This window comes from Pseudarthrobacter woesei, assembly GCF_055412745.1.
In genome coordinates, this window is sequence record NZ_JBVAYU010000008.1 from 87063 (window position 1) to 106847 (window position 19785).

Genomic DNA, 19785 nt, shown 5'->3' on the forward strand with positions numbered 1-19785 from the left:
GGCGCCGTGACGATTTTCCGGGCATCTGCTGCCGTCCCGGCGTGCCGGGACCTGTGCCGCTGCCCGCTGCTACGACCACCCGTGCCGGGACCGAAGAGCAGCCGCGACGGGACGGAAGCGGCCGGCGTCGAGGATGGCACCTTCACGCCGGACATCCTTGGGGTTGATCTGGAGGACGCGATCCAGCTTCGCTTCGCTCGGACGCAGCTGCCGGTCCCAGGGGCCCGTTCCGATGTCGACGTAGTCATCTGCCCGGCGCGCATCGCCGTCGTGGTCCTGGCTCGTGAGCATAAGGCCCAGCAGATACCGGCCGCTGTGGCCCACCAGCAGCACCGGGCGGTCCTTGCCCCGGGAGTAGTCCTCTTCATAGGGCACCCAGGTCCAGACAACCTCGCCCGGTTCGGGCCGCCCGTTGGGGGAGGGCGCGTAAAGGACCGCCGCAGTTCCGCGGAAGTCTCCGGGGTAGCTTCCGGTCGTCCCGACGACGGCGCCGGGCCGTCCGGCCGTCGGTGCGGCCGGCCGGCCGGAGCGGGGCTTCGCGCCGGATCTCCTTGGCACGGGCCCGGGCTTCGCCGCCGTTCCACCGGAGCTGCCGGGTGCCGGGCCGCCCGGGAGTCCGCCCAGGAAGCGCAGGGTTGTGCGGAACGCGTTGCCGATCGAGCGCAAGTTCAAAGCCATGGGGAAACCATACCGGCAGCCCCCGCGGGACGCTGTCACAGGCGGGCAGGCCGATGCGTGGCTGACGCTGTCCCCGCGGGGCTGCCGTAGTGCGCTCCGGGCGGCCCGGACGTGGGAGACTATAGGAACGATAAATGCGGCACGTTGCTGGATGGCGAAACACTAATCCGCGCGAAGCCGTGGAAATGCCAACAGTAAGGACCCTGCGTGTCACCCATGGCCCGCACCGCCCCGGTGCCCGCGGCAACAGATCCGGCCATCATCCGGAACTTCTGCATCATTGCGCACATTGACCACGGCAAATCCACATTGGCCGACCGGATGCTTCAGTACACCGGTGTCGTCCAGTCCCGTGACATGAAGGCCCAGTACCTGGACCGCATGGACATTGAGCGCGAACGCGGCATCACCATCAAGTCCCAGGCAGTCCGGATGCCCTGGGAACTTGATGGCATCGGTTATGCGTTGAACATGATCGACACCCCCGGGCACGTTGACTTCACCTACGAGGTCTCCCGCTCGCTTGCGGCCTGCGAAGGCGCAGTGCTCCTGGTGGACGCGGCCCAGGGCATCGAGGCCCAGACCCTGGCCAACCTCTACCTGGCGATGGAAAACAACCTCACCATCATCCCGGTCCTGAACAAGATCGACCTCCCGGCCGCCCAGCCCGAGAAGTACGCGGCGGAACTCGCCAACCTGATCGGCGGCGACCCCGACGACGTGCTCCGCGTCTCCGGCAAGACCGGCATGGGCGTCGAAGTCCTGCTGGACAAAATTGTCCGTGACCTGCCGGCCCCCGTGGGCGACCCCAACGCCCCCGCCCGCGCCATGATCTTCGACTCCGTGTACGACACGTACCGCGGTGTGGTCACCTACGTCCGCGTGGTGGACGGCATGCTGCACCCCCGTGAGCGCATCCAGATGATGTCCACCCGTGCCACGCACGAACTCCTCGAGATCGGTGTCAGCTCCCCGGAGCCCACCCCCTCCAAGGGCCTCGGCGTCGGCGAAGTGGGCTACCTCATCACCGGCGTCAAGGACGTCCGCCTGTCCAAGGTGGGCGACACCGTCACCAACCTGGCCAAGCCTGCCACCGAGTCCCTCCCCGGCTATGCTGACGCCAAGCCCATGGTCTTCTCCGGCCTGTATCCGCTGGACGGCACGGACTATCCGGTGCTCCGCGATGCACTGGAGAAACTGATGCTCAACGATGCCGCGCTGGTCTATGAGCCTGAGACGTCCGCGGCGCTGGGCTTCGGTTTCCGGGTGGGATTCCTGGGGCTGCTGCACCTGGAAATCACCCGCGAGCGGCTCGAACGCGAATACAACCTGGACCTGATCTCCACTGCCCCCAACGTGGAATACGAGGTGACGCTGGAAGACAAGAAGGTCATCCACGTCACGAACCCCAGCGAGTACCCCAGCGGCAAGATCGCCGAAGTCCGCGAACCGATGGTTTCCGCCACCATCCTTGCGCCGAATGAGTTTGTCGGCGCCATCATGGAGCTGTGCCAGAGCCGGCGCGGCGTGATGGGCGGCATGGACTACCTCTCCGAGGACCGGGTGGAAATCCGGTACCGCCTGCCGCTGGCCGAAATCGTCTTCGACTTCTTCGACATCCTCAAGTCCAAGACCCGCGGCTATGGTTCGCTGGACTGGAAGGCCGACGGCGAACAGGTGGCCGACCTGGTCAAGGTGGACATCATGCTCCAGGGCGAGCAGGTGGATGCCTTCTCCGCCATCACGCACCGTGACAAGGCCTACGCCTACGGCGTCATGATGACGGGCAAGCTGCGTGAACTGATTCCGCGGCAGCAGTTCGAGGTGCCCATCCAGGCTGCCATCGGCTCCCGGATCATCGCCCGGGAAAGCATCCGCGCCATCCGCAAGGACGTCCTCGCCAAGTGCTACGGCGGTGACATCACCAGGAAGCGCAAACTGCTGGAGAAGCAAAAGGAAGGCAAGAAGCGCATGAAGATGGTGGGCCGTGTCGAGGTCCCGCAGGAAGCCTTCATCGCCGCGCTCACCACGGACGAGTCCAAGGACAAGGCCAAGAAGTAGCGGTGCTCGTGATGACTGACCCCACGCTGGCGGGACCGGCCCGTGCCTAGCGCACTCCCGCTGGGCGACCCGGCACCACCGGACGGGCTGCTGCCAGGCCAGGCGCTGGACGGTGCCGCGGACCGCGCCTTCGGGCTGTACGTCCACATCCCGTTCTGCGCCGTCCGCTGCGGCTACTGCGACTTCAACACCTACACCGCCACGGAGCTCGGCGGCGGGGCCTCCCAGGACGCCTACGCCGGCACCGCCGTCGCAGAGATCCACTTCGCCGCCGCTGCGCTTAAGAACAGCGGCCTGCCGGCACGCCCGCTCAGCACGGTCTTCTTCGGCGGCGGGACACCCACGCTGCTCCCGGCGGAGGACCTGGCGCGCATCCTCACCGCCGCGATCGCGGCCTGGGGCCTGGAGCCCGAAGCCGAGGTCAGCACGGAAGCAAACCCGGACTCCGTTACGCCCGAATCCCTGCAGCTGCTCGCCGACGCCGGATTCACCCGCGTCTCCTTCGGCATGCAGTCCGCGGTCCCGCACGTCCTGAAGGTCCTGGACCGCACCCACACCCCCAGCCGGGTGCCCCAGGTGGTGCAGTGGGCCCGCGACGCCGGCCTCGCCGTCAGCCTCGACCTGATTTACGGCACGCCGGGGGAGTCGCTGGAGGACTGGCGCTACTCGCTGGAAACAGCACTGTCCTATGGCCCGGACCACATCAGCGCCTACGCCCTGATCGTCGAGGACGGCACCAAGCTCGCCGCCCAGATCCGCCGCGGCGAAGTTCCGGGTATCGACGACGATGACCACGCCGCGAAGTACGAACTGGCCGATGCACTCATTTCGGCGGCCGGGCTTGCCTGGTACGAGGTCAGCAACTGGTCCCGCACCCCGGAGCAGGCCTGCCGCCACAACCTCGCCTACTGGCGCGGGGATGACTGGTGGGGGATTGGTCCGGGGGCGCACTCACATGTGGGTGGCGTCCGCTGGTGGAACGTCAAGCACCCCACCGCCTACGCGAACCGGCTGGGTTCCGGACTCTCGCCCGCCGCAGGGCGGGAAACGCTTGATTCCGAGACCCGAAACGTGGAACGCGTTATGCTCGAAGCCCGGCTGAACTCCGGCCTGGAGATCCCCAGCCTAGGCGGACTGGGGGACACCGGGCGGCACGCGGTGGCCGGACTCATTGCCGACGGCCTCGTGGATCCGTCGGCGGCCTTCAAAGGCCGCCTGGTGCTGACCCTTAAGGGACGGCTGCTCGCCGACGCCGTGGTCCGCCGCATCCTGCCCGACTGACGACGGCACGTTCCGGCCCCACGGGCCACAGGCCGGACACCGGCCGGCCAGACAGGCCGAGGCCAGATGCCCTACTTGATCCAGCGCAGGTTGAATTCGTAGCGGTGCGGCTGGCCGCGGTTGACGTGGATGCCGGCCGCGACCGAGAAGCACGTCACGGCAATCCAGATGACCGTGGCCAGGACGGCGAAGATGTTGCCCACCACCGGGACAAAAACCAGCAGGTTGCACAGCACGGCAGCAATCGTGGGGGGCAGCGTGAAGTTGAGGGCTTCCTTGGACTCCTGTGCCGTGAACGGGCCGCGGTCCTTGAAAATCAGGTAGACCAGCAACGACGGAACGCACCCTAAGATGCCGCCAAAGTGCGCCAGGGTGGCCCACTGCCGGTCCTCGTTTGCCGTCAGCGGCAGCGCATTTGCGGCAACGCCTTGGTACGGGGGTTGGCCATGGCCGGCCTGGTTGCCCGGCTGTTCGCGTGCGTTATCTGCCACGGTTTTTTCCTTCGGATTGCGGTGATGCCTTGGAGCCTGGAAGTGCGAGGGCCGCGCCGGAAGCGCAGCCGCCGTTCCAAGAATACTTGCTCGGACGGCTAAACGAAGATCAGGGCCCGCGGACGGTGATGCCCGGCAGTGATCGCGGGTGCAGAAACATCAGGGCACGGTGAGGAAGTCGATGACCTCTTCGACCCGGCCCAGCAGGGACGGCTCCAGATCGGCGTAGCTGCGGACAGCGCCGAGGAGCTTCTGCCAGCCCAGGCCGATATCCTCCGGGGTGCTGTGCGGCCAGCCGAACGCCCTCAGGATGCCGGTCTTCCAGTCAACGCCGCGCGGGATCACGGGCCACTGCCCGATGCCCAGGACGGCGGGCCGGATAGCCTGCCAGACGTCCACATAGGGGTGGCCGACGATCAGGACATTGCCCTTTGCCCCGGGCGAGGCCATGACGGCACCGGCAATCCGTGATTCCTTGGAATCAGGCACGAGGTGGTCCACGAGCACCCCGAGACGGCGGCCCGGGCCAGGCCGGAAGGCCGCCACGGCGCCCGCGAGGTCGTCAATTCCGTGCAGCGGCTCGACGACGATGCCCTCCACCCGGAGATCGTCGCCCCAGACCTTTTCGACGAGTTCGGCGTCATGCTTGCCTTCCACCCAGATACGGCTGGCCTTGGCGACCTGGGCCCGCTGGCCCGCCACCCGGACCGAACCGGACGCCGTGCGCGCGCCCCCCGCCGGTGCCTCGGCGGGCCGCGGCACCGGCGGCATCAGCCGGATCGGTTGGCCTTCCAGCAGGAATCCGAAGCCGAGCCGGAAGGACCGTGACCTGCCCCGCCGGTCCTCAAGCGCCACAACAAACATTCCGCCGGACTTCTCCATGCGCGTGACGGCGCCGACCCAGCCGGACTGCACGTCCTCGAGTACCATGCCGCGCTCCACCGGCACCTCGGGCAGTTCCGTTTTGGCGGGGGCGGACAGGTCCTGGGGGCCCCAGTTCTGGTACGACATCTGCTACACACTGCCTTGCGCTCGGAATGATACGGCGGACTGTGCCCGAAAACACGAGCCCCGGGAACAACGCCAGGAGCGAATCCAATGCTAACAACGCGGCGACTCATATTAGACTGGTTAGCACTAAGGCATGTCGAGTGCTAACCCCGGGCCGGCCCGGGCCGGCCCGGAGTACGGAGTGCCGGCCGGTTGCCCCGGCTGGCAGTGAACGCAGGACCGTCGAATGGAGGTGCAGTGTGAGTGAACCGCGCAAACTCGAAGTGCTGCGCGCCATCGTCGAGGACTACGTCCATTCGCGTGAACCCGTCGGATCCAAGGCGCTCGTGGAAAGGCACCACCTGGGTGTGTCCAGCGCCACCATCCGCAACGACATGGCGGCACTGGAGGACGAGGGCCTCATCACGGCCCCGCACACGAGCGCAGGACGGATCCCCACGGACAAGGGCTACCGGCTCTTCGTGGACCAGATTTCGGCCGTCAAGCCGCTCTCCCCGGCCGAACGTCGGGCCATCCAGGCGCTGCTGGAAGGATCCGAGGACCTCGACGACGTCCTGGACCGGACCGTGCGGCTCCTCGCCCAGCTGACCAACCAGGTCGCCGTCGTGCAGTACCCGCACCTCAGCCGGGCCAGGATCCGGCACATCGAATTCGTCCTGCTCGCCCCACGGAAGGTGCTGGCGGTCCTGATCGCTGACACCGGAAAGGTGGAGCAGCGCGTGATCGACGTCGGGCAGGACCTTCCGGACGAGGCCCTCGCGGAGCTGCGGACCCGGTTCCTGGGCAGCCTCTCCGGTACCCCGTTGAACCTGCTCCCGCAGTCGCTGGACTCCGTCATCGCCGGTTGCCCGCCCGTACGGCGCAGCGCGGCCCGGGCGCTGGCCCGCGGGCTGGAAGCCCTGGCCGTCAGCAGCCGCGAAGAGCGTATGGTCATGGCCGGGACGGCCAATCTGGCCAGGTCCAACGTGGACTTCCCACTGAGCATCGGTCCCGTGCTGGAGGCCCTCGAGGAGCAGGTTGTCATGCTCCGCCTGCTCAGCGATATGGCGGAGGACCCGCGCGGCGTGACAGTGAGCATCGGCCGGGAGAACCCGTATGTCGGTCTCGCGGAGGCATCGGTGGTCGCGACGGGCTACGGCCCTGATGCCACCGCCAAGGTCGGTGTGCTGGGCCCCACCCGGATGGACTATCCCACCACCATGGCCGCCGTCCGCGCGGTGGCCCGCTACCTTTCAAGGATTCTCGGTCCCTGACGGGCCGATACCAGACTTCTTGCCCCTAACAGGTAAGTACAACCAGGAAGAGATACGAACTTTGAGCAGCCATTACGACGTTCTTGGAGTCTCCCGCGAAGCAACGGGGGAAGAGATCAAGAAGGCTTACCGCAAGCTGGCACGGAACCTCCACCCGGATGTGAACCCGGGGGAGGACGCCTCGGACCGTTTCAAGGCAGTCACCCATGCCTACGAGGTGCTCTCCGATCCGCAGAAACGCCGGATCTATGACACCACGGGCAACGAGAACGGCACCGACAACGGCTTCGGCGGCGGCAGCTACTCGGGCCAGGGGTTCGCTTTCCAGGACATCTTCGACACCTTCTTCGGTGCCGGCGGCCAGGCCGGCCCGGCGTCCCGGATCCGCCGCGGCCAGGACGCCCTGATCAGCGTCCGGATCGAGCTCCGCGACGCGGTGTTCGGCGTCAACAGGAAGCTTGAAGTCGACACGGCCGTCACCTGCCCCACCTGTGAAGGCTCCTGCTGCCGCGAAGGCAGCCACCCGGAGCGCTGCGACATCTGCGGCGGCAGCGGCCAGGTCCAGCGCGCCGTGCGCTCCATCCTCGGCCAGGTCATGACCGCGGCCCCCTGCGGCAGCTGTGGAGGCTTCGGCACCGTCATCAAGGATCCCTGCAACGAGTGCAACGGGCAGGGCCGCATCCGCAGCCGCCGTTCCCTCACGGTCAAGGTCCCCGCCGGCGTTGCCACCGGCACCCGCATCCAGCTGTCCGCACAGGGCGAGGCCGGGCCAGCCGGCGGGCCCTCCGGCGACCTCTACGTGGAGATCCGCGTCAACAACGACGCCACCTACGTCCGCGACGGCGACGACCTGCACGCGAGCCTCAGCATTCCCATGACGGCTGCCGCTCTCGGCACCGAGCTCAGGCTGGACACTTTTGACGGCCAGCAGGAGATCGATGTCAAGGCCGGCACCCAGTCCGGCGAGGTCATCACCCTGCGCGGCCTCGGCGTCACCCACCTGCGCGGCTACGGCCGCGGGGACCTCAAGGTCCACCTGCAGGTTGACACCCCCGCCAGGCTCGACGCCGCCCAGGAGGACCTCCTCCGGCAGCTCGCCAAGCTCCGGGGCGAGCAGTTCTCGGAAGGCAAGCTCGCCGCCGGCGGCGGCGTCTTCGCCAAACTCCGGGACCGGCTCGGTAACCTGTAGCGGTGAGCAACCCGGTCTTCTTCACTGCCCCGGGAACCCTTGACCGGCAGGTCCCCGGTTCCGCCTTCGTCCTCGACGGCGCCGAGGCCCGCCATGCGGTCACGGTCCGGCGGCTCGCGGTGGAGGAAACGGTAGACATTGCCGACGGCGCCGGCAGGCGCCTGACGGGGACGGTCACGGCCGTCGCCCCCGGTGAGCTGACGGTGGAATGCACCGAACTCGCGGTCGAGTCCCGGCCCGACATCCGGCTGGTCCTTGTGCAGGCCCTCGCCAAGGGCGACCGGGACGAGCTCGCGGCCGAGACCGCCACCGAGCTGGGAATCGACGCCGTGATCCCGTGGCAGGCCGAGCGCTCGATCGTGCGCTGGAAAGCCGAGCGGGCGGCAAAGGCGCACGCCAAGTGGCAGTCCGTAGTCACGGCGGCCGCGAAGCAGGCGCGCCGTGCCTGGATTCCGGAAGTCCGCCCCCTCGTCGACGGCGCCGGTCTGCAGGCGGCTGTGGCGGCCGCGGACCTCGCCGTCATCCTGCACGAGGACGCGGTGCGTCCCCTGCGGCTGGTGCTGGAGACGTGGCAGGAGGGCGTCAACGACCGGCCCTTGGGTGAAGACCTGAACGGTGCCTTCGAGGTGCTGCTGATTGTGGGGCCGGAAGGCGGCATCAGCCCGCGGGAAGTGACACGGTTATGCGCTGCCGGCGCGGTCACCGCCCTGCTGGGGCACCACGTGCTGCGCTCCTCCACCGCCGGTCCCGCGGCGACCGTGCTCGCGAGCGATATCCTGGACCGCTGGTAGCAGCAGACGCTATTTGACGCTGAACCCGCGGGTGTCGACGAACCGGTCCTCGGAGGGGTTGCCGTCCTCAAGCTGGGCAACCCTGACCTCGTAGTTTCCGGGGCCCAGATTCACCGACAGGCTGAAGGCGCCGGACTGGCCGGCCTCCGCGGAGGCGGCCGTGGTGCCGTTCAGGTACGTGGTCTTGACGCTTCCGTCGATGCGCAGGATTTCCCAGCGGAGTTTGCCGCCCGGGACGGTGCTCCGGCCGGAGACCTTGATGGCGCCGTCCGCCACCGAAGTACCCTCCTGGGGATCAATGATCCACACCGGGGCGACCAGGCCTGCGCTGCGCGACGTCGGCGCGCCGAGCCGGACCTGGTTGAAAGCGACGTAGTCGGTGTGCCCGTCCACGAGCACGACGACCTGGACCTGCTGGCCGGAGTCGATCAGGCCCGCGCTGGCGCCGGCCGCCGTCGCGGTGTAGACGAGCTGCTGGATGGCCCGCTCGGCCATCGCCGCGTCGACGTTGGAGTTAAAGGCATCAGTCGAGACATCCACCGTGATCACGTTTTTCCCGGATATGGAGCTGGCCAGTTTCTTCGGGTTCTGCCACGGGGTGAAGAAGTCAGGATCAAGCGGCTTCTGGGACATCATGACCCGCAGGGCCCGCGTGACGGGGTTGTCCTGCTCAGGAACATCGCGGAACTCGCGGTACAGGAACATGTTCTCGTTGCTGCGGCCGATCCAGTACACCGGGGCCTTGTTGGAGGCCTGGGTGGTTTCCAGCGGCGCGCTGGTGGTCGGGGCGCCGGGAGAGGCCGCGCCGTTCAGGACCGAGGGCGTGGTGGAGTTGCTGATGCCGGGCTGGGGAGTGGCTATGCAACCGGACAGGACAAGCGCTGCGGGCAGCACCAGCAACAGCACGCGGGAACGCATCCGCCTGCCTGCTGCTGCTTGTTCAACTCCACGCTGCCTGATTGCCCGTTCCTTTCCTGCTTGCCGCTCCTGCTTGCCGACCCGGCCAGACCGCTGTGCCGCGGCTCGTCCGCCCTGCCGGCGGCCGATTTCCAGCATGGCACAGCGCCAGGGCGCGGCGCCGTGGTTTGGGGCCGGGCGGTGGAACTGCAACGGGAACGATATGAGGCCGATACGAAGTTGATACCAAAATCCGGGAACAGGGGTCTGCCGGCGGCAGCCAGTGGAGCCCGGCGGCGGCTGGCATGCGCAGCGGCACCGCCCGCTGCGCCGGCGTGCGGCGCGCCGCGCTGGCGTAAGATGGAAGGACCCGCTGAGACCGGAACCAGAAGGCGAGCACCGCCGTCGGGCCGGATCAGGGGGAGAGACCATTTCCGAGCCGGAGGGGACCAGAGGCCCGCGGGCCAACACCATGACTGAAGCAGCGAACGGCAAGGCCCGGATCAGCGCCGGAGGGCGCCCCGCAGGAGAATTTCCCCACTCCCTTCCAGGGCTGCGGACCGAGGTGGTCCTGTTCGACAACTCCGACCAGATGGTCCAGTCCCTCGGCAGCCACGACGAAGCCCTCCGTTTCATCGAGACCCAGTTCCCCGCCGTTGACTTCCATGTCCGCGGGAATGAGCTCTCGATCAGCGGGCCGTCGGCGGACGTACCGCGGATCATGCGGCTGCTCAATGAGGTGCGCGGGCTCGTCGCCAGGGGCACCGTTGTGACCCCCGCCGTGCTTAAGCAGCTGGTCTCGCTGCTGCGAAGCCAGACCCTGCAGAACCCCGTCGACGTGCTCACCCACAACATTCTCTCGAGCCGAGGCAAGACGATCCGCCCGAAGACGCTGAACCAGAAGAACTATGTGGACGCGATCGACGCCAATACGGTGATCTTCGGGATCGGCCCGGCCGGCACCGGCAAGACGTACCTGGCCATGGCCAAGGCCGTCCAGGCACTGCAGCAGAAGGAAGTCAGCCGGATCATCCTGACCCGTCCCGCCGTCGAGGCGGGGGAGCGGCTCGGGTTCCTGCCCGGCACGCTGAGCGACAAGATCGACCCCTACCTGCGGCCCCTCTACGACGCGCTGCACGAAATGATGGATCCCGAGTCCATTCCGCGGCTGATCGCAGCCGGCACCATCGAGGTCGCCCCGCTCGCCTACATGCGCGGACGCACGCTCAACGACGCCTTCATCATCCTCGACGAGGCGCAGAACACCACGCCGGAGCAGATGAAGATGTTCCTGACCCGGCTGGGCTTCGGCTCTAAAATGGTGGTCACCGGTGACGTCACCCAGGTGGATCTGCCGTTCGGGACGCGCTCCGGGCTCCGGATCGTCGAGGAAATCCTGCAGGGCATCGAGGACGTCAACTTCACGATCCTGGACGCGTCCGACGTCGTCCGTCACCGCCTCGTCGGCGACATCGTGAACGCCTACGGGGTCTGGGACGAGATCCAGAGAAACCGGGTCAAGCACTCCGTGACCCGTGAGAAGAGCGGGGAACACTGATGAGCATCGAGATCAACAACGAATCCGGCGTCAGCGTGGACGAGGCCGAACTGGTGCAGCTGTCCCGCTTCGTCTTTGAACGACTTTTCATCCACCCCCAGGCCGAGCTGTCCATCCTGCTGGTGGACGAGCCGGCCATGGAAAAGCTCCACATTGAACTGATGGACGAGCCCGGCTCCACCGACGTGCTGTCGGTACCGATGGACGAACTGACCCCCGGCACGCCGGACAAGCCGACGCCGCAGGGCATGCTCGGCGATATCGCCATCTGTCCGCAGGTGGCAGAGGTCCAGGCGAAAGATGCGGGCCACTCCACCCAGGACGAGATGCTGCTGCTCACGACGCACGGCATCCTGCACCTGCTCGGCTTTGACCACGCCGAGCCCGAGGAGAAGGAGGAAATGTTCGGGCTTCAGCGCGAACTGCTCTCCGCCTTCACCGGCAAAGACGCCCCGTCCGAGACGATTCAGTGACCCCACTGATCCTTGCCGGCATGGCGCTGGTGTTCCTCAGCTTTGCCTTCCTGCTGACCGCGGCCGAGTCCGCCTTCAGCTACCTGCCGCGGCACGACGCCGAGCAGGCGATCCTGCAGAGCCGCGGCACCGCGCTCAAACGGATCATGGCGCAACCCGTGGCCCATATGCGGGCCCTCCGGTTCTGGCGGGTCTGGTTCGAAATGGCCTCTGCGGTCGCCGTGACCGTGGTGCTGCACAGCCTGCTGGACAACGTCTGGCTCGCCGGGCTGGCGGCGACCGGAATCATGGCCCTCGTCGGCTTCGTGATCGTCGGCGTCTCCCCGCGGCAGCTCGGCCGCGTCCACTCCGCGGGCCTGGTCCGGTTCACCGCACCGCTGATCCGCGGGCTCTGCGGGGTGCTGGGCCCCATCCCCGGCTGGCTCGTCACCCTCGGCAGCGCCGTGGCCCCGGGTGCGCCTGCCGATAACGAGGCGTTCTTCAGCGAAGAGGAATTCCGTGAGCTCGTGGACCGCGCCTCCGAATCCGACGTCATCGAAGACAACGAAGCCGAGCTGATCCAGTCGGTCTTTGATTTCGGCGACACCCTGGTCCGCTCCGTGATGGTTCCGCGGACCGATATCCTCTGCATCGACTCCGGCTCCACCCTGCACCGGGCCATGTCGCTGTTCCTGCGCTCCGGCTATTCCCGGATCCCCGTGATCGGTGAGAACACGGACCAGATCCTCGGGATCGTGTACCTCAAGGATGTGGCCGCCGTGATCCACAACCTCGGCCCCGGCGAGGAACCCCCGCTCGTCGACGAACTCTCCCGCGAGGTCCGCTACGTGCCGGACTCCAAGCCGGTGAGTGAGCTGCTGCGGGAACTGCAGAAGGAATCGACCCACGTCGCGATTGTCATCGACGAATACGGCGGCACCGCCGGACTGGTCACCCTCGAGGATCTTATCGAGGAGATCGTCGGCGAGATCGTGGACGAGTACGACACAGAAAGCGCCGAGGCGGTGGAGCTCGGTGACGGAAGCTACCGGGTCAGCGCGCGGATGAGCATCGACGATCTCGGCGAACTCTTCGATCTGGAGCTCGACGACGACGAAGTGGACACTGTGGGCGGCCTGCTCGCCAAGGCGCTCGGGCGGGTGCCGATCGTTGGCAGCACCGTCGCGGTCCACGGACTCTCGCTCCGGGCCGACAGGCTCGAGGGCAGGCGGAACCGCGTCAGCCACATCATTGCGGCCGCCGCAGCAAAAGAAGAAACTGACCTTAACGAGCTTCTCGACGAGGCCGCACAAATCCAACAGGGAGTTCCACGTGAGCAAGCAGAATAAGTCCGACGGCGAAGCAGCCCACGGCGGCTACCGTGCCGGGTTCTCGGTGCTGGTCGGGCGGCCCAACGCGGGCAAGTCCACCCTCACCAACGCCCTGGTCGGCCAGAAGGTCGCCATCACCTCGGCGAAGCCCCAGACCACACGCCACACGATCCGCGGCATTGTCCACCGCGAGGATGCCCAGCTGATCCTGGTGGACACCCCGGGCCTGCACCGCCCGCGCACCCTGCTGGGCAAGCGCCTTAACCAGCTCGTTGCGGACACCCTCGCCGAGGTTGACGCGATCGGCTTTTGCCTGCCGGCCAACGAGAAGATCGGCCCGGGAGATAAGTTCATCGCCGCCCAGCTCGCCGCCGTCGGCAACAAGCCGGTGATCGCGATCGTGACCAAGGCCGACCTCGTGGACCGCCAGGCCCTCACTGAGCAGCTGCTCGCCGTCGCCGCCCTGGGCCGCTCCGTGTTGGGCGAGGATGGCTGGAAGGACATCGTCCCCGTCTCCGCCACCGACGGCTTCCAGGTCGAAACCCTGGCCGATGTGCTCATCAGCCACATGCCGCCGTCCCCGCCGCTGTACCCGGACGGGCACCTGACGGACGAACCGGAAGCCGTGATGATTGCTGAACTCATCCGCGAAGCCGCCCTCGAGGGCGTCCGCGACGAGCTGCCGCATTCCCTGGCGGTTGTGGTCGATGAGATTGTTCCCCGTGAAGGCCGCCCCGAAGACAGCCCATTCCTGGACGTCCGGGTCAATCTCTACGTGGAACGTCCTTCGCAGAAGGCCATCATCATTGGCAAGGGCGGGGCGAGACTCCGTGAAGTCGGCACCAACGCGCGGAAGGGGATCGAGGCGCTGCTTGGCGCACGCATCTACCTTGACCTGCACGTGAAGGTCGCGAAGGACTGGCAGCGCGACCCGAAGCAGCTCGTGAAGCTCGGCTTCTAAGCAACGGGCCTGACTGGTGTTATGGCGGCCCGCGCCGCTCCGGTGGAGGGGCCCACCGGTAAATTCACAGCTTGAAACACTAAAGTAGAGAGATTCCCATTCATGAAGGAAGGCTTTAGCCGTGGCTCGACCCCGTGACAACCGTGCAGACGGAACCGCCCCGCCGGTTCGGCCGGCCGCCGCTGCCCGGCACACGGAAGATCCCGCCGTCGGACCCGCCCGGCACCTCGGCGCCCACCGCGGGATGCCCGGCTGGCTGAAGATCGGGGCGGCGGTCGTTTCCGTCCTGCTCGTGGGTGTCCTTGCCCTCGGCGCCTACTGGGCCATCCGGTTGCAGGGAAACATCACGAAGGCGTCGCTGAGCGCAGGCAACAATAAGACCGAAGCCGCCGTCAACGACGCGACGGACCGGATGCAGATCCTGATTCTCGGTTCGGACACCCGTGACGGCAAAAACTCCCAGTACGGCAGCGCCAACGAATCCACCGGCTACGGGCATTCGGACGTTATGATGCTGATGGACATTTCGGCCGACAATAAGCGCGTCAACGTCATCAGTTTCCCCCGCGACCTGCTCGTGGATATCCCGAAGTGCACCGACCCGGAATCGAAGCGGGATTTCCAGGCGCAGAAGAAGGTCATGATCAACGCGGCGATGTCCGAGGCCGGCATCGGCTGCGCCGTTGACACCGTCAACAAGCTCACGGGCCTGGAAATCGACCACTTCATGATGGCGGACTTCAACTCGGTGAAGGAACTGTCCAACGCCGTCGGCGGCGTGGACGTCTGCATCAGCGATGCCGTCTACGATCCGGACTCCGGTCTGCGCCTGCCGAAGGGTACCTCCAAGGTGGAGGGCGAACAGGCCCTGGCGTTCCTGCGCACCCGCCACGCCTTTGCCGACGGCGGCGACCTCGGCCGGATCAAGGGCCAGCAGGGGTTCCTGTCCTCGCTGGTCCGCAAGATCAAGGACGACGGGACGCTCGGCAACCCCGGCAAGATGCTCCAGATCGCCGACGTCATCACCAAAAACCTCACGATCGATGACGGCATGGCCTCCGTCCCGACGCTGCTGACGGTCGCGAACCGGCTGAAAAACATCGACGTCGGCAAGGTGGCGTTTGTTGCCGTTCCCGCCGAGCCGGCCGTCAGCGACACCAACCGGCTGCAGCTTGCCGAACCCGCCGCGTCGCAGCTTTTCGCCGCGATGCGCAAGGACGTGGACCTGACGGACCCGACGGCGGCACCGAGTGCCTCCGCCAGCGCGGAGCCGAGCGCCACGCCCGCTGCATCGGCCTACGACAAGTCGCTGCAGCCGGTCGCGGTGGCCAACGGTTCCGGGGTTCCCGCCCGGTCCCAGGAGATCATCAAGGCCCTCACCGCCGGGGGCTTCACCAAGACCGGCCAGCTGACGGCCAAGCCCGTGGCGGCCACGGCCGTGTACTACGGCGCAGACTTCGCCGATGTGGCCGCCGACGTGGCCGCGCTGCTCGGGATCCCTGCCACGCAGGTCCTTCCGGCCGCAGGCGTCGTCGGAGTCCAGGTCTATCTGGGCAGCGACCTCACGGGCGGCACCCCCGGCGGGGGCGGCCAGGTGGCCCTGCCCTCGGACATCGTCAACCAGACCGCCGGGGACACCGTCTGCCAGCCGGCCAACCCGGCGCTCATCACCCGCTAGGCGTCCTTGAGGCCGAGGCCGGCCACCGGAAATGCTCCGGCGGCCGGCCTTCTTCGGGTGCCGCTTGTGCCGCTTACCAGATGCTGACACGCTCCGCGGCCGGCATCCACATGCCGTCCTGCTCGGTGGTGCCGAATGCCGCGTGGAACGCGTCAAGGTTCCTGGCGATCTGGTTGGTACGGAATTCGTTGGGCGAGTGCGGGTCCGTGGCCAGCCGGCGGATCGCTTCCTCTGTGCGCACTACCTGCCGCCAGCCCGCGGCCCACGATGCGAAGAAGCGCCGGAAACCGGTCAGGCCGTCCAGTACCGGCGGCTCCTGGCCGTCGAGGCTGATCAGGTAGGCCTTGTAGGCAATGGTCAGGCCGCCGAGGTCGCCGATGTTTTCGCCGAGGGTCAGCTTCCCGTTGACGGTGTGGCCGGGGGCAGCGGTGGGGGAGAGCGCCTCAAACTGCGCCACCAACCTGGAGGTCAGCGCCTCGAACGCGGTCCGGTCATCCCCGGTCCACCAGTCGCGGAGCAGGCCGCTGCCGTCATACTGGGACCCCTGGTCGTCGAAGCCGTGGCCGATTTCGTGGCCGATCACGGCTCCGATGCCGCCGTAGTTGACGGCGTCGTCGGCGTCGGCGGTGAAGAACGGAGGCTGCAGGATGGCCGCCGGGAACACGATCTCGTTCAGGAGCGGGTGGTAGTAGGCGTTGACAGTCTGCGGCGTCATTAGCCACTTCTCCCGGTCAACGGGCTTGCCCACCTCAGCCAGGTGGCGGTCGACGTCGGCGCTGTGCGCGCGCTCCACGTTCCCCAGCAGATCGGACGGGTCGATTTCGACGGCTGAATAGTCGATCCACTTGTCCGGGTAGCCGATTTTGGCCCGGAAGGAGCCGAGCTTCTTGAGCGCCTCGATCTTCGTTTCCTCGCCCATCCAGTCGAGGCCGGTGATGGATTCGCGGTAGGCCTCGATCAGGTTCGTGACGAGCGACTGCATGCGGGCCTTGTGGGCCTCGGGGAAGTGCCGGGCGACGTAGATCTGGCCGACAGCCTCGCCGAGGGCGGCCTCGACGACGGCGACGCCGCGTTTCCATCGGTCCTTATTGCGCGGGGTGCCGCTCAGCGTGGTGCCGTAGAAGGCGAAGTTCGCGTCCACGAACGCGGCCGGCAGGTACGGCGCGGCGGCGCTGACGACCCGCAGGGCGAGCCATTCCTGCCAGACGGCCAGGGGCTCCGTGTCCAGCAGGGATGCGGCTCCGGCGAAGAAATCGGGGGTGCTCACCACGAGTTCGGTGCGTTTCTCCGGCGCGATGGCGGCGGCGTCGAACCAGGTCGTGAGGAGCGGGAAGAGCTGCATGGCTTCGTCGGCGGACTTCAGGTTGTAGGTTTTCTGCGGATTGCGCAGTGTGACGTTGTCCCAGTGGTGTGAGGCCAGGGCGGTTTCCAGCGCCACGACGCGGCCGGCCGCGCCCTCCGGATCGGCGACACCGGCGAGGTCGAGGACCGTCCGCACATGTGCGCGGTAGGCCCGGACCATTGGAGCGAACTTTTCTTCGCGGTAGTAGGACTCATCCGGCAGGCCGAGGCCGCCCTGGCCCGTGTACAGCAGGACCCTGTCCGGGTTTCCGGCGTCGGGGGCGGGATAGATATAGAAGAGCCCGGCGACATCGGCGCGGAACAGCTTGCCGGCCAGGGCCACGAGCCCGGCAACCGACCGGGTGGCGAACACATCGGCGAGCCGCTCCCGGACCGGGTCCAGTCCCTTGCCCTCGACCGCGGCCTCGTCCATGAAGCTGGTGTAGAGGTCCCCGATTTTCTGTTCGATCCCGGTGGATTCCGTACCGCGGCCGGCCGCGTCCTCGATGATTTCCTTCACCGCCAGCTCGGAGCCGTCCCGCAGCGCGGTGAACGTCCCCTCCAGCGGCCGGTCATCCGGAATCTCGGTGTTCTTGAGCCAGGTGCCGTTGACGTGCTGGTACAGGTCGTCCTGCGGCCGCACACCGGCGTCGATATTGGACAGGGCGATTCCCGAAAGCGGCACGGATGCTCCTTTGCGAGGCAGCCCGGCAGCGCTGAGGGCACTGTTACGGGGCTGCACGATGGACGTTACGAGGTCTGGCTCCTTCATCTTACGCACCCGTGTTAGTGTGAAATGGTGCGCGCAGAACTGCTTCTCCTTAGCTGCCGCGGCGAGGCCTCAGACGCGATCTAGCGCAAGGCCCACCCTCGCTGCGGAGTTTGTGTTGCCCGGCCACCCTTTCACCAGGAACGATAGAAAAGGCCCCGATTGTAATGCGAAACGCACAGAAGCCCTCAGGAATGCCCGTCCACCGTTACGCTCCCTTCCAGGACCTGATCACGGTGGAACTCCCGGACCGCACCTGGCCGGACAAGCTCATCACCAAGGCGCCGCGCTGGTGCGCCGTGGACCTGCGTGACGGCAACCAGGCCCTGATCGACCCGATGAGTCCGGCCCGCAAGATGAAGATGTTCGACCTGCTGGTCCGCATGGGATACAAGGAAATTGAGGTCGGCTTCCCTTCCGCATCGCAAACCGACTTCGACTTCGTCCGGCAACTGATCGAAGGCAACCACATCCCGGACGACGTCACCATCCAGGTGCTGACCCAGGCCCGCGAGCACCTGATCGAGCGGACCTACGAGTCGCTGGTCGGTGCCAGGCAGGCAATCGTCCACCTCTACAACTCGACGTCGGTCCTGCAGCGCCGGGTCGTCTTCAACCAGGACGAAGACGGCATCCTGGACATCGCACTGCAGGGCGCACGCCTGTGCAAGAAGTACGAGGAAACCCTCGCCGACACGCACATCACCTATGAATACTCGCCGGAATCCTTCACCGGGACCGAGCTGGAGTACGCCGTCCGGGTCTGCAACGCCGTCGCCGACGTGTTCGAGGCCTCCGCCGACAGCCAGATGATCATCAACCTGCCGGCCACGGTCGAAATGGCGACCCCCAATGTGTATGCCGACTCCATCGAGTGGATGAGCCGCCACCTGCACCCGCGGGAAGGTATCATCCTGTCCCTGCACCCCCACAATGACCGTGGCACCGGCGTCGCCGCGGCCGAACTGGGTTACCTGGCCGGCGCGGACCGGATCGAAGGCTGCCTCTTCGGCAACGGCGAGCGGACCGGCAACGTGGACCTGGTCACCCTGGGCCTGAACATGTTCGTCCAGGGCATCGACCCGATGATCGACTTCTCCGACATCGACGAAATTCGCCGCACCGTGGAGTACTGCAACCAGCTGCCCGTGGCGGAGCGCTCACCCTACGGCGGCGACCTCGTCTTCACCGCCTTCTCCGGCTCCCACCAGGACGCTATCAAGAAGGGCCTGGAAGCCTTAGAGAAGGACGCCGCGGCCGCCGGCAAGGACGTCGCCGACTACACCTGGCAGGTCCCGTACCTCCCGGTCGATCCGAAGGACCTCGGCCGCAGCTACGAGGCCGTCATCCGGGTGAACTCGCAGTCCGGCAAGGGCGGGGTGGCCTACCTGCTCAAGAACGAGCACAACCTGGACCTGCCGCGCCGCGCCCAGATCGAGTTCTCCGGTGTCATCCAGAAGCAGACCGACATGGTGGGCGGCGAGGTCAGCGGCGCCCAGCTCTGGCAGGTCTTCCAGGACGAATACCTGCCGTCCGGTTCCTCCGACCACCAGTGGGGCCGTTACGCGCTCGGCGCGGTGAGCACCGAGTCCGACGAGGACGGCGTGATGACACTTCAGGCCGCCCTGAAGATTGACGGCACCCAGGTCCGCCGCACCGGCATCGGCAACGGCCCGATCGCGGCCCTGCTGAGCATCCTGCGGGAAGACGGCGTCGACGTCCGCGTCCTTGACTACAGTGAACACGCGCTGTCCGAAGGCGGCAGTGCCCTTGCCGCCGCCTACGTCGAGGCGGCCGTGGGCGAGCGTGTCCTGTGGGGCGTCGGGATCGACGCCAACACGTCCATGGCCTCGCTCAAGGCCGTCATCTCGGCCGTGAACCGTGCCATCCGGGACGCGCGCGCCTAGTTAGTCCTGCACGCCCTAGTCCTGCACACCGTTCCGCGCCGCCGGATCCGTCCGGCGGCGCGGTGCGTTGGCCGTGGGTTGGCAGTGCCGTGGGTTGGGATAGAACAGTGATGGCCGAAAGACAGTACTTACAGAA

General features: G+C 67.1%; 16 protein-coding genes. 11 read left to right on the top strand and 5 right to left on the bottom strand.

The features are described 5' to 3' along the window. Positions 1-69: 69 nt before the first annotated feature. A complete protein-coding gene (locus ACZYZE_RS12875; RefSeq protein ID WP_463908058.1) occupies positions 70-678 on the bottom strand; it encodes a type II toxin-antitoxin system PemK/MazF family toxin in 609 nt (202 codons plus the stop codon). A 207-nt stretch (positions 679-885) separates the two neighbouring features. Here ACZYZE_RS12875 and lepA point away from each other — a divergent pair, with 207 nt between their 5' ends. Continuing rightward, positions 886-2739 (top strand): translation elongation factor 4, encoded by a 1854-nt coding sequence (lepA, locus tag ACZYZE_RS12880; RefSeq protein ID WP_459319903.1) that lies wholly within the window; start codon positions 886-888, stop codon positions 2737-2739. A 42-nt stretch (positions 2740-2781) separates the two neighbouring features. Continuing rightward, a complete protein-coding gene (gene hemW / locus ACZYZE_RS12885) occupies positions 2782-4020 on the top strand; it encodes a radical SAM family heme chaperone HemW (RefSeq protein ID WP_463908060.1) in 1239 nt (412 codons plus the stop codon). Positions 4021-4091: 71 nt separating this feature from the next. Here hemW and ACZYZE_RS12890 read toward each other — a convergent pair whose 3' ends face one another. Together ACZYZE_RS12890 and ACZYZE_RS12895 are read right to left on the bottom strand one after the other, a co-directional pair. Continuing rightward, complete coding sequence (locus tag ACZYZE_RS12890; RefSeq protein ID WP_459319905.1) at positions 4092-4511, bottom strand: DUF4870 domain-containing protein; 420 nt, start codon at positions 4509-4511, stop codon at positions 4092-4094. A 159-nt stretch (positions 4512-4670) separates the two neighbouring features. Further along, positions 4671-5522: a DUF3097 domain-containing protein gene (locus tag ACZYZE_RS12895; protein ID WP_463908062.1), complete on the bottom strand. Its 852-nt coding sequence runs from the start codon at positions 5520-5522 to the stop codon at positions 4671-4673. Positions 5523-5761: 239 nt separating this feature from the next. Between ACZYZE_RS12895 and hrcA the strand changes: the two genes are divergently transcribed. The 3 genes from hrcA to ACZYZE_RS12910 all read left to right on the top strand — a co-directional run bounded on the left by hrcA (position 5762) and on the right by ACZYZE_RS12910 (position 8755). Continuing rightward, on the top strand, positions 5762-6775 hold the full coding sequence (gene hrcA / locus ACZYZE_RS12900; protein WP_463908064.1) for a heat-inducible transcriptional repressor HrcA: 1014 nt from the start codon (positions 5762-5764) through the stop codon (positions 6773-6775). A 61-nt stretch (positions 6776-6836) separates the two neighbouring features. Next, positions 6837-7964 (top strand): molecular chaperone DnaJ, encoded by a 1128-nt coding sequence (gene dnaJ / locus ACZYZE_RS12905; protein ID WP_459319908.1) that lies wholly within the window; start codon positions 6837-6839, stop codon positions 7962-7964. Positions 7965-7966: 2 nt separating this feature from the next. After that, a complete protein-coding gene (locus tag ACZYZE_RS12910) occupies positions 7967-8755 on the top strand; it encodes a 16S rRNA (uracil(1498)-N(3))-methyltransferase (protein ID WP_463908066.1) in 789 nt (262 codons plus the stop codon). Between the two features lie 9 nt (positions 8756-8764). Here the strand turns inward: ACZYZE_RS12910 and ACZYZE_RS12915 are convergent, their stop codons facing one another. Continuing rightward, the gene (locus ACZYZE_RS12915; protein ID WP_463908068.1) at positions 8765-9673 is read right to left on the bottom strand and encodes a GerMN domain-containing protein; all 909 of its coding nucleotides are present in this window, start codon (positions 9671-9673) and stop codon (positions 8765-8767) included. A gap of 451 nt (positions 9674-10124) precedes the next feature. Here ACZYZE_RS12915 and ACZYZE_RS12920 point away from each other — a divergent pair, with 451 nt between their 5' ends. The 5 genes from ACZYZE_RS12920 to ACZYZE_RS12940 all read left to right on the top strand — a co-directional run bounded on the left by ACZYZE_RS12920 (position 10125) and on the right by ACZYZE_RS12940 (position 15632). Continuing rightward, a complete protein-coding gene (locus tag ACZYZE_RS12920; protein WP_463908070.1) occupies positions 10125-11210 on the top strand; it encodes a PhoH family protein in 1086 nt (361 codons plus the stop codon). Continuing rightward, a complete protein-coding gene (gene ybeY / locus ACZYZE_RS12925; protein WP_463908072.1) occupies positions 11210-11683 on the top strand; it encodes an rRNA maturation RNase YbeY in 474 nt (157 codons plus the stop codon). Before ACZYZE_RS12920 ends, ybeY begins: the two co-directional genes overlap by 1 nt. Beyond that, a complete protein-coding gene (locus tag ACZYZE_RS12930; RefSeq protein WP_463908074.1) occupies positions 11680-13011 on the top strand; it encodes a hemolysin family protein in 1332 nt (443 codons plus the stop codon). Before ybeY ends, ACZYZE_RS12930 begins: the two co-directional genes overlap by 4 nt. Beyond that, the gene (gene era / locus ACZYZE_RS12935; RefSeq protein WP_463908076.1) at positions 12995-13954 is read left to right on the top strand and encodes a GTPase Era; all 960 of its coding nucleotides are present in this window, start codon (positions 12995-12997) and stop codon (positions 13952-13954) included. The genes ACZYZE_RS12930 and era overlap by 17 nt, the downstream gene beginning before the upstream one ends. Positions 13955-14075: 121 nt before the next feature. Continuing rightward, complete coding sequence (locus ACZYZE_RS12940) at positions 14076-15632, top strand: LCP family protein (RefSeq protein WP_459319915.1); 1557 nt, start codon at positions 14076-14078, stop codon at positions 15630-15632. Positions 15633-15705: 73 nt separating this feature from the next. On the opposite strand, the gene ACZYZE_RS12945 is transcribed toward ACZYZE_RS12940, so the two are convergent. Next, positions 15706-17658: a M13 family metallopeptidase gene (locus tag ACZYZE_RS12945; protein ID WP_463908077.1), complete on the bottom strand. Its 1953-nt coding sequence runs from the start codon at positions 17656-17658 to the stop codon at positions 15706-15708. Positions 17659-17909: 251 nt separating this feature from the next. Between ACZYZE_RS12945 and leuA the strand changes: the two genes are divergently transcribed. Continuing rightward, positions 17910-19649, top strand: coding sequence for a 2-isopropylmalate synthase (leuA, locus tag ACZYZE_RS12950; RefSeq protein ID WP_459319922.1), 1740 nt, complete (start codon positions 17910-17912; stop codon positions 19647-19649). Positions 19650-19785 lie beyond the last annotated feature (136 nt).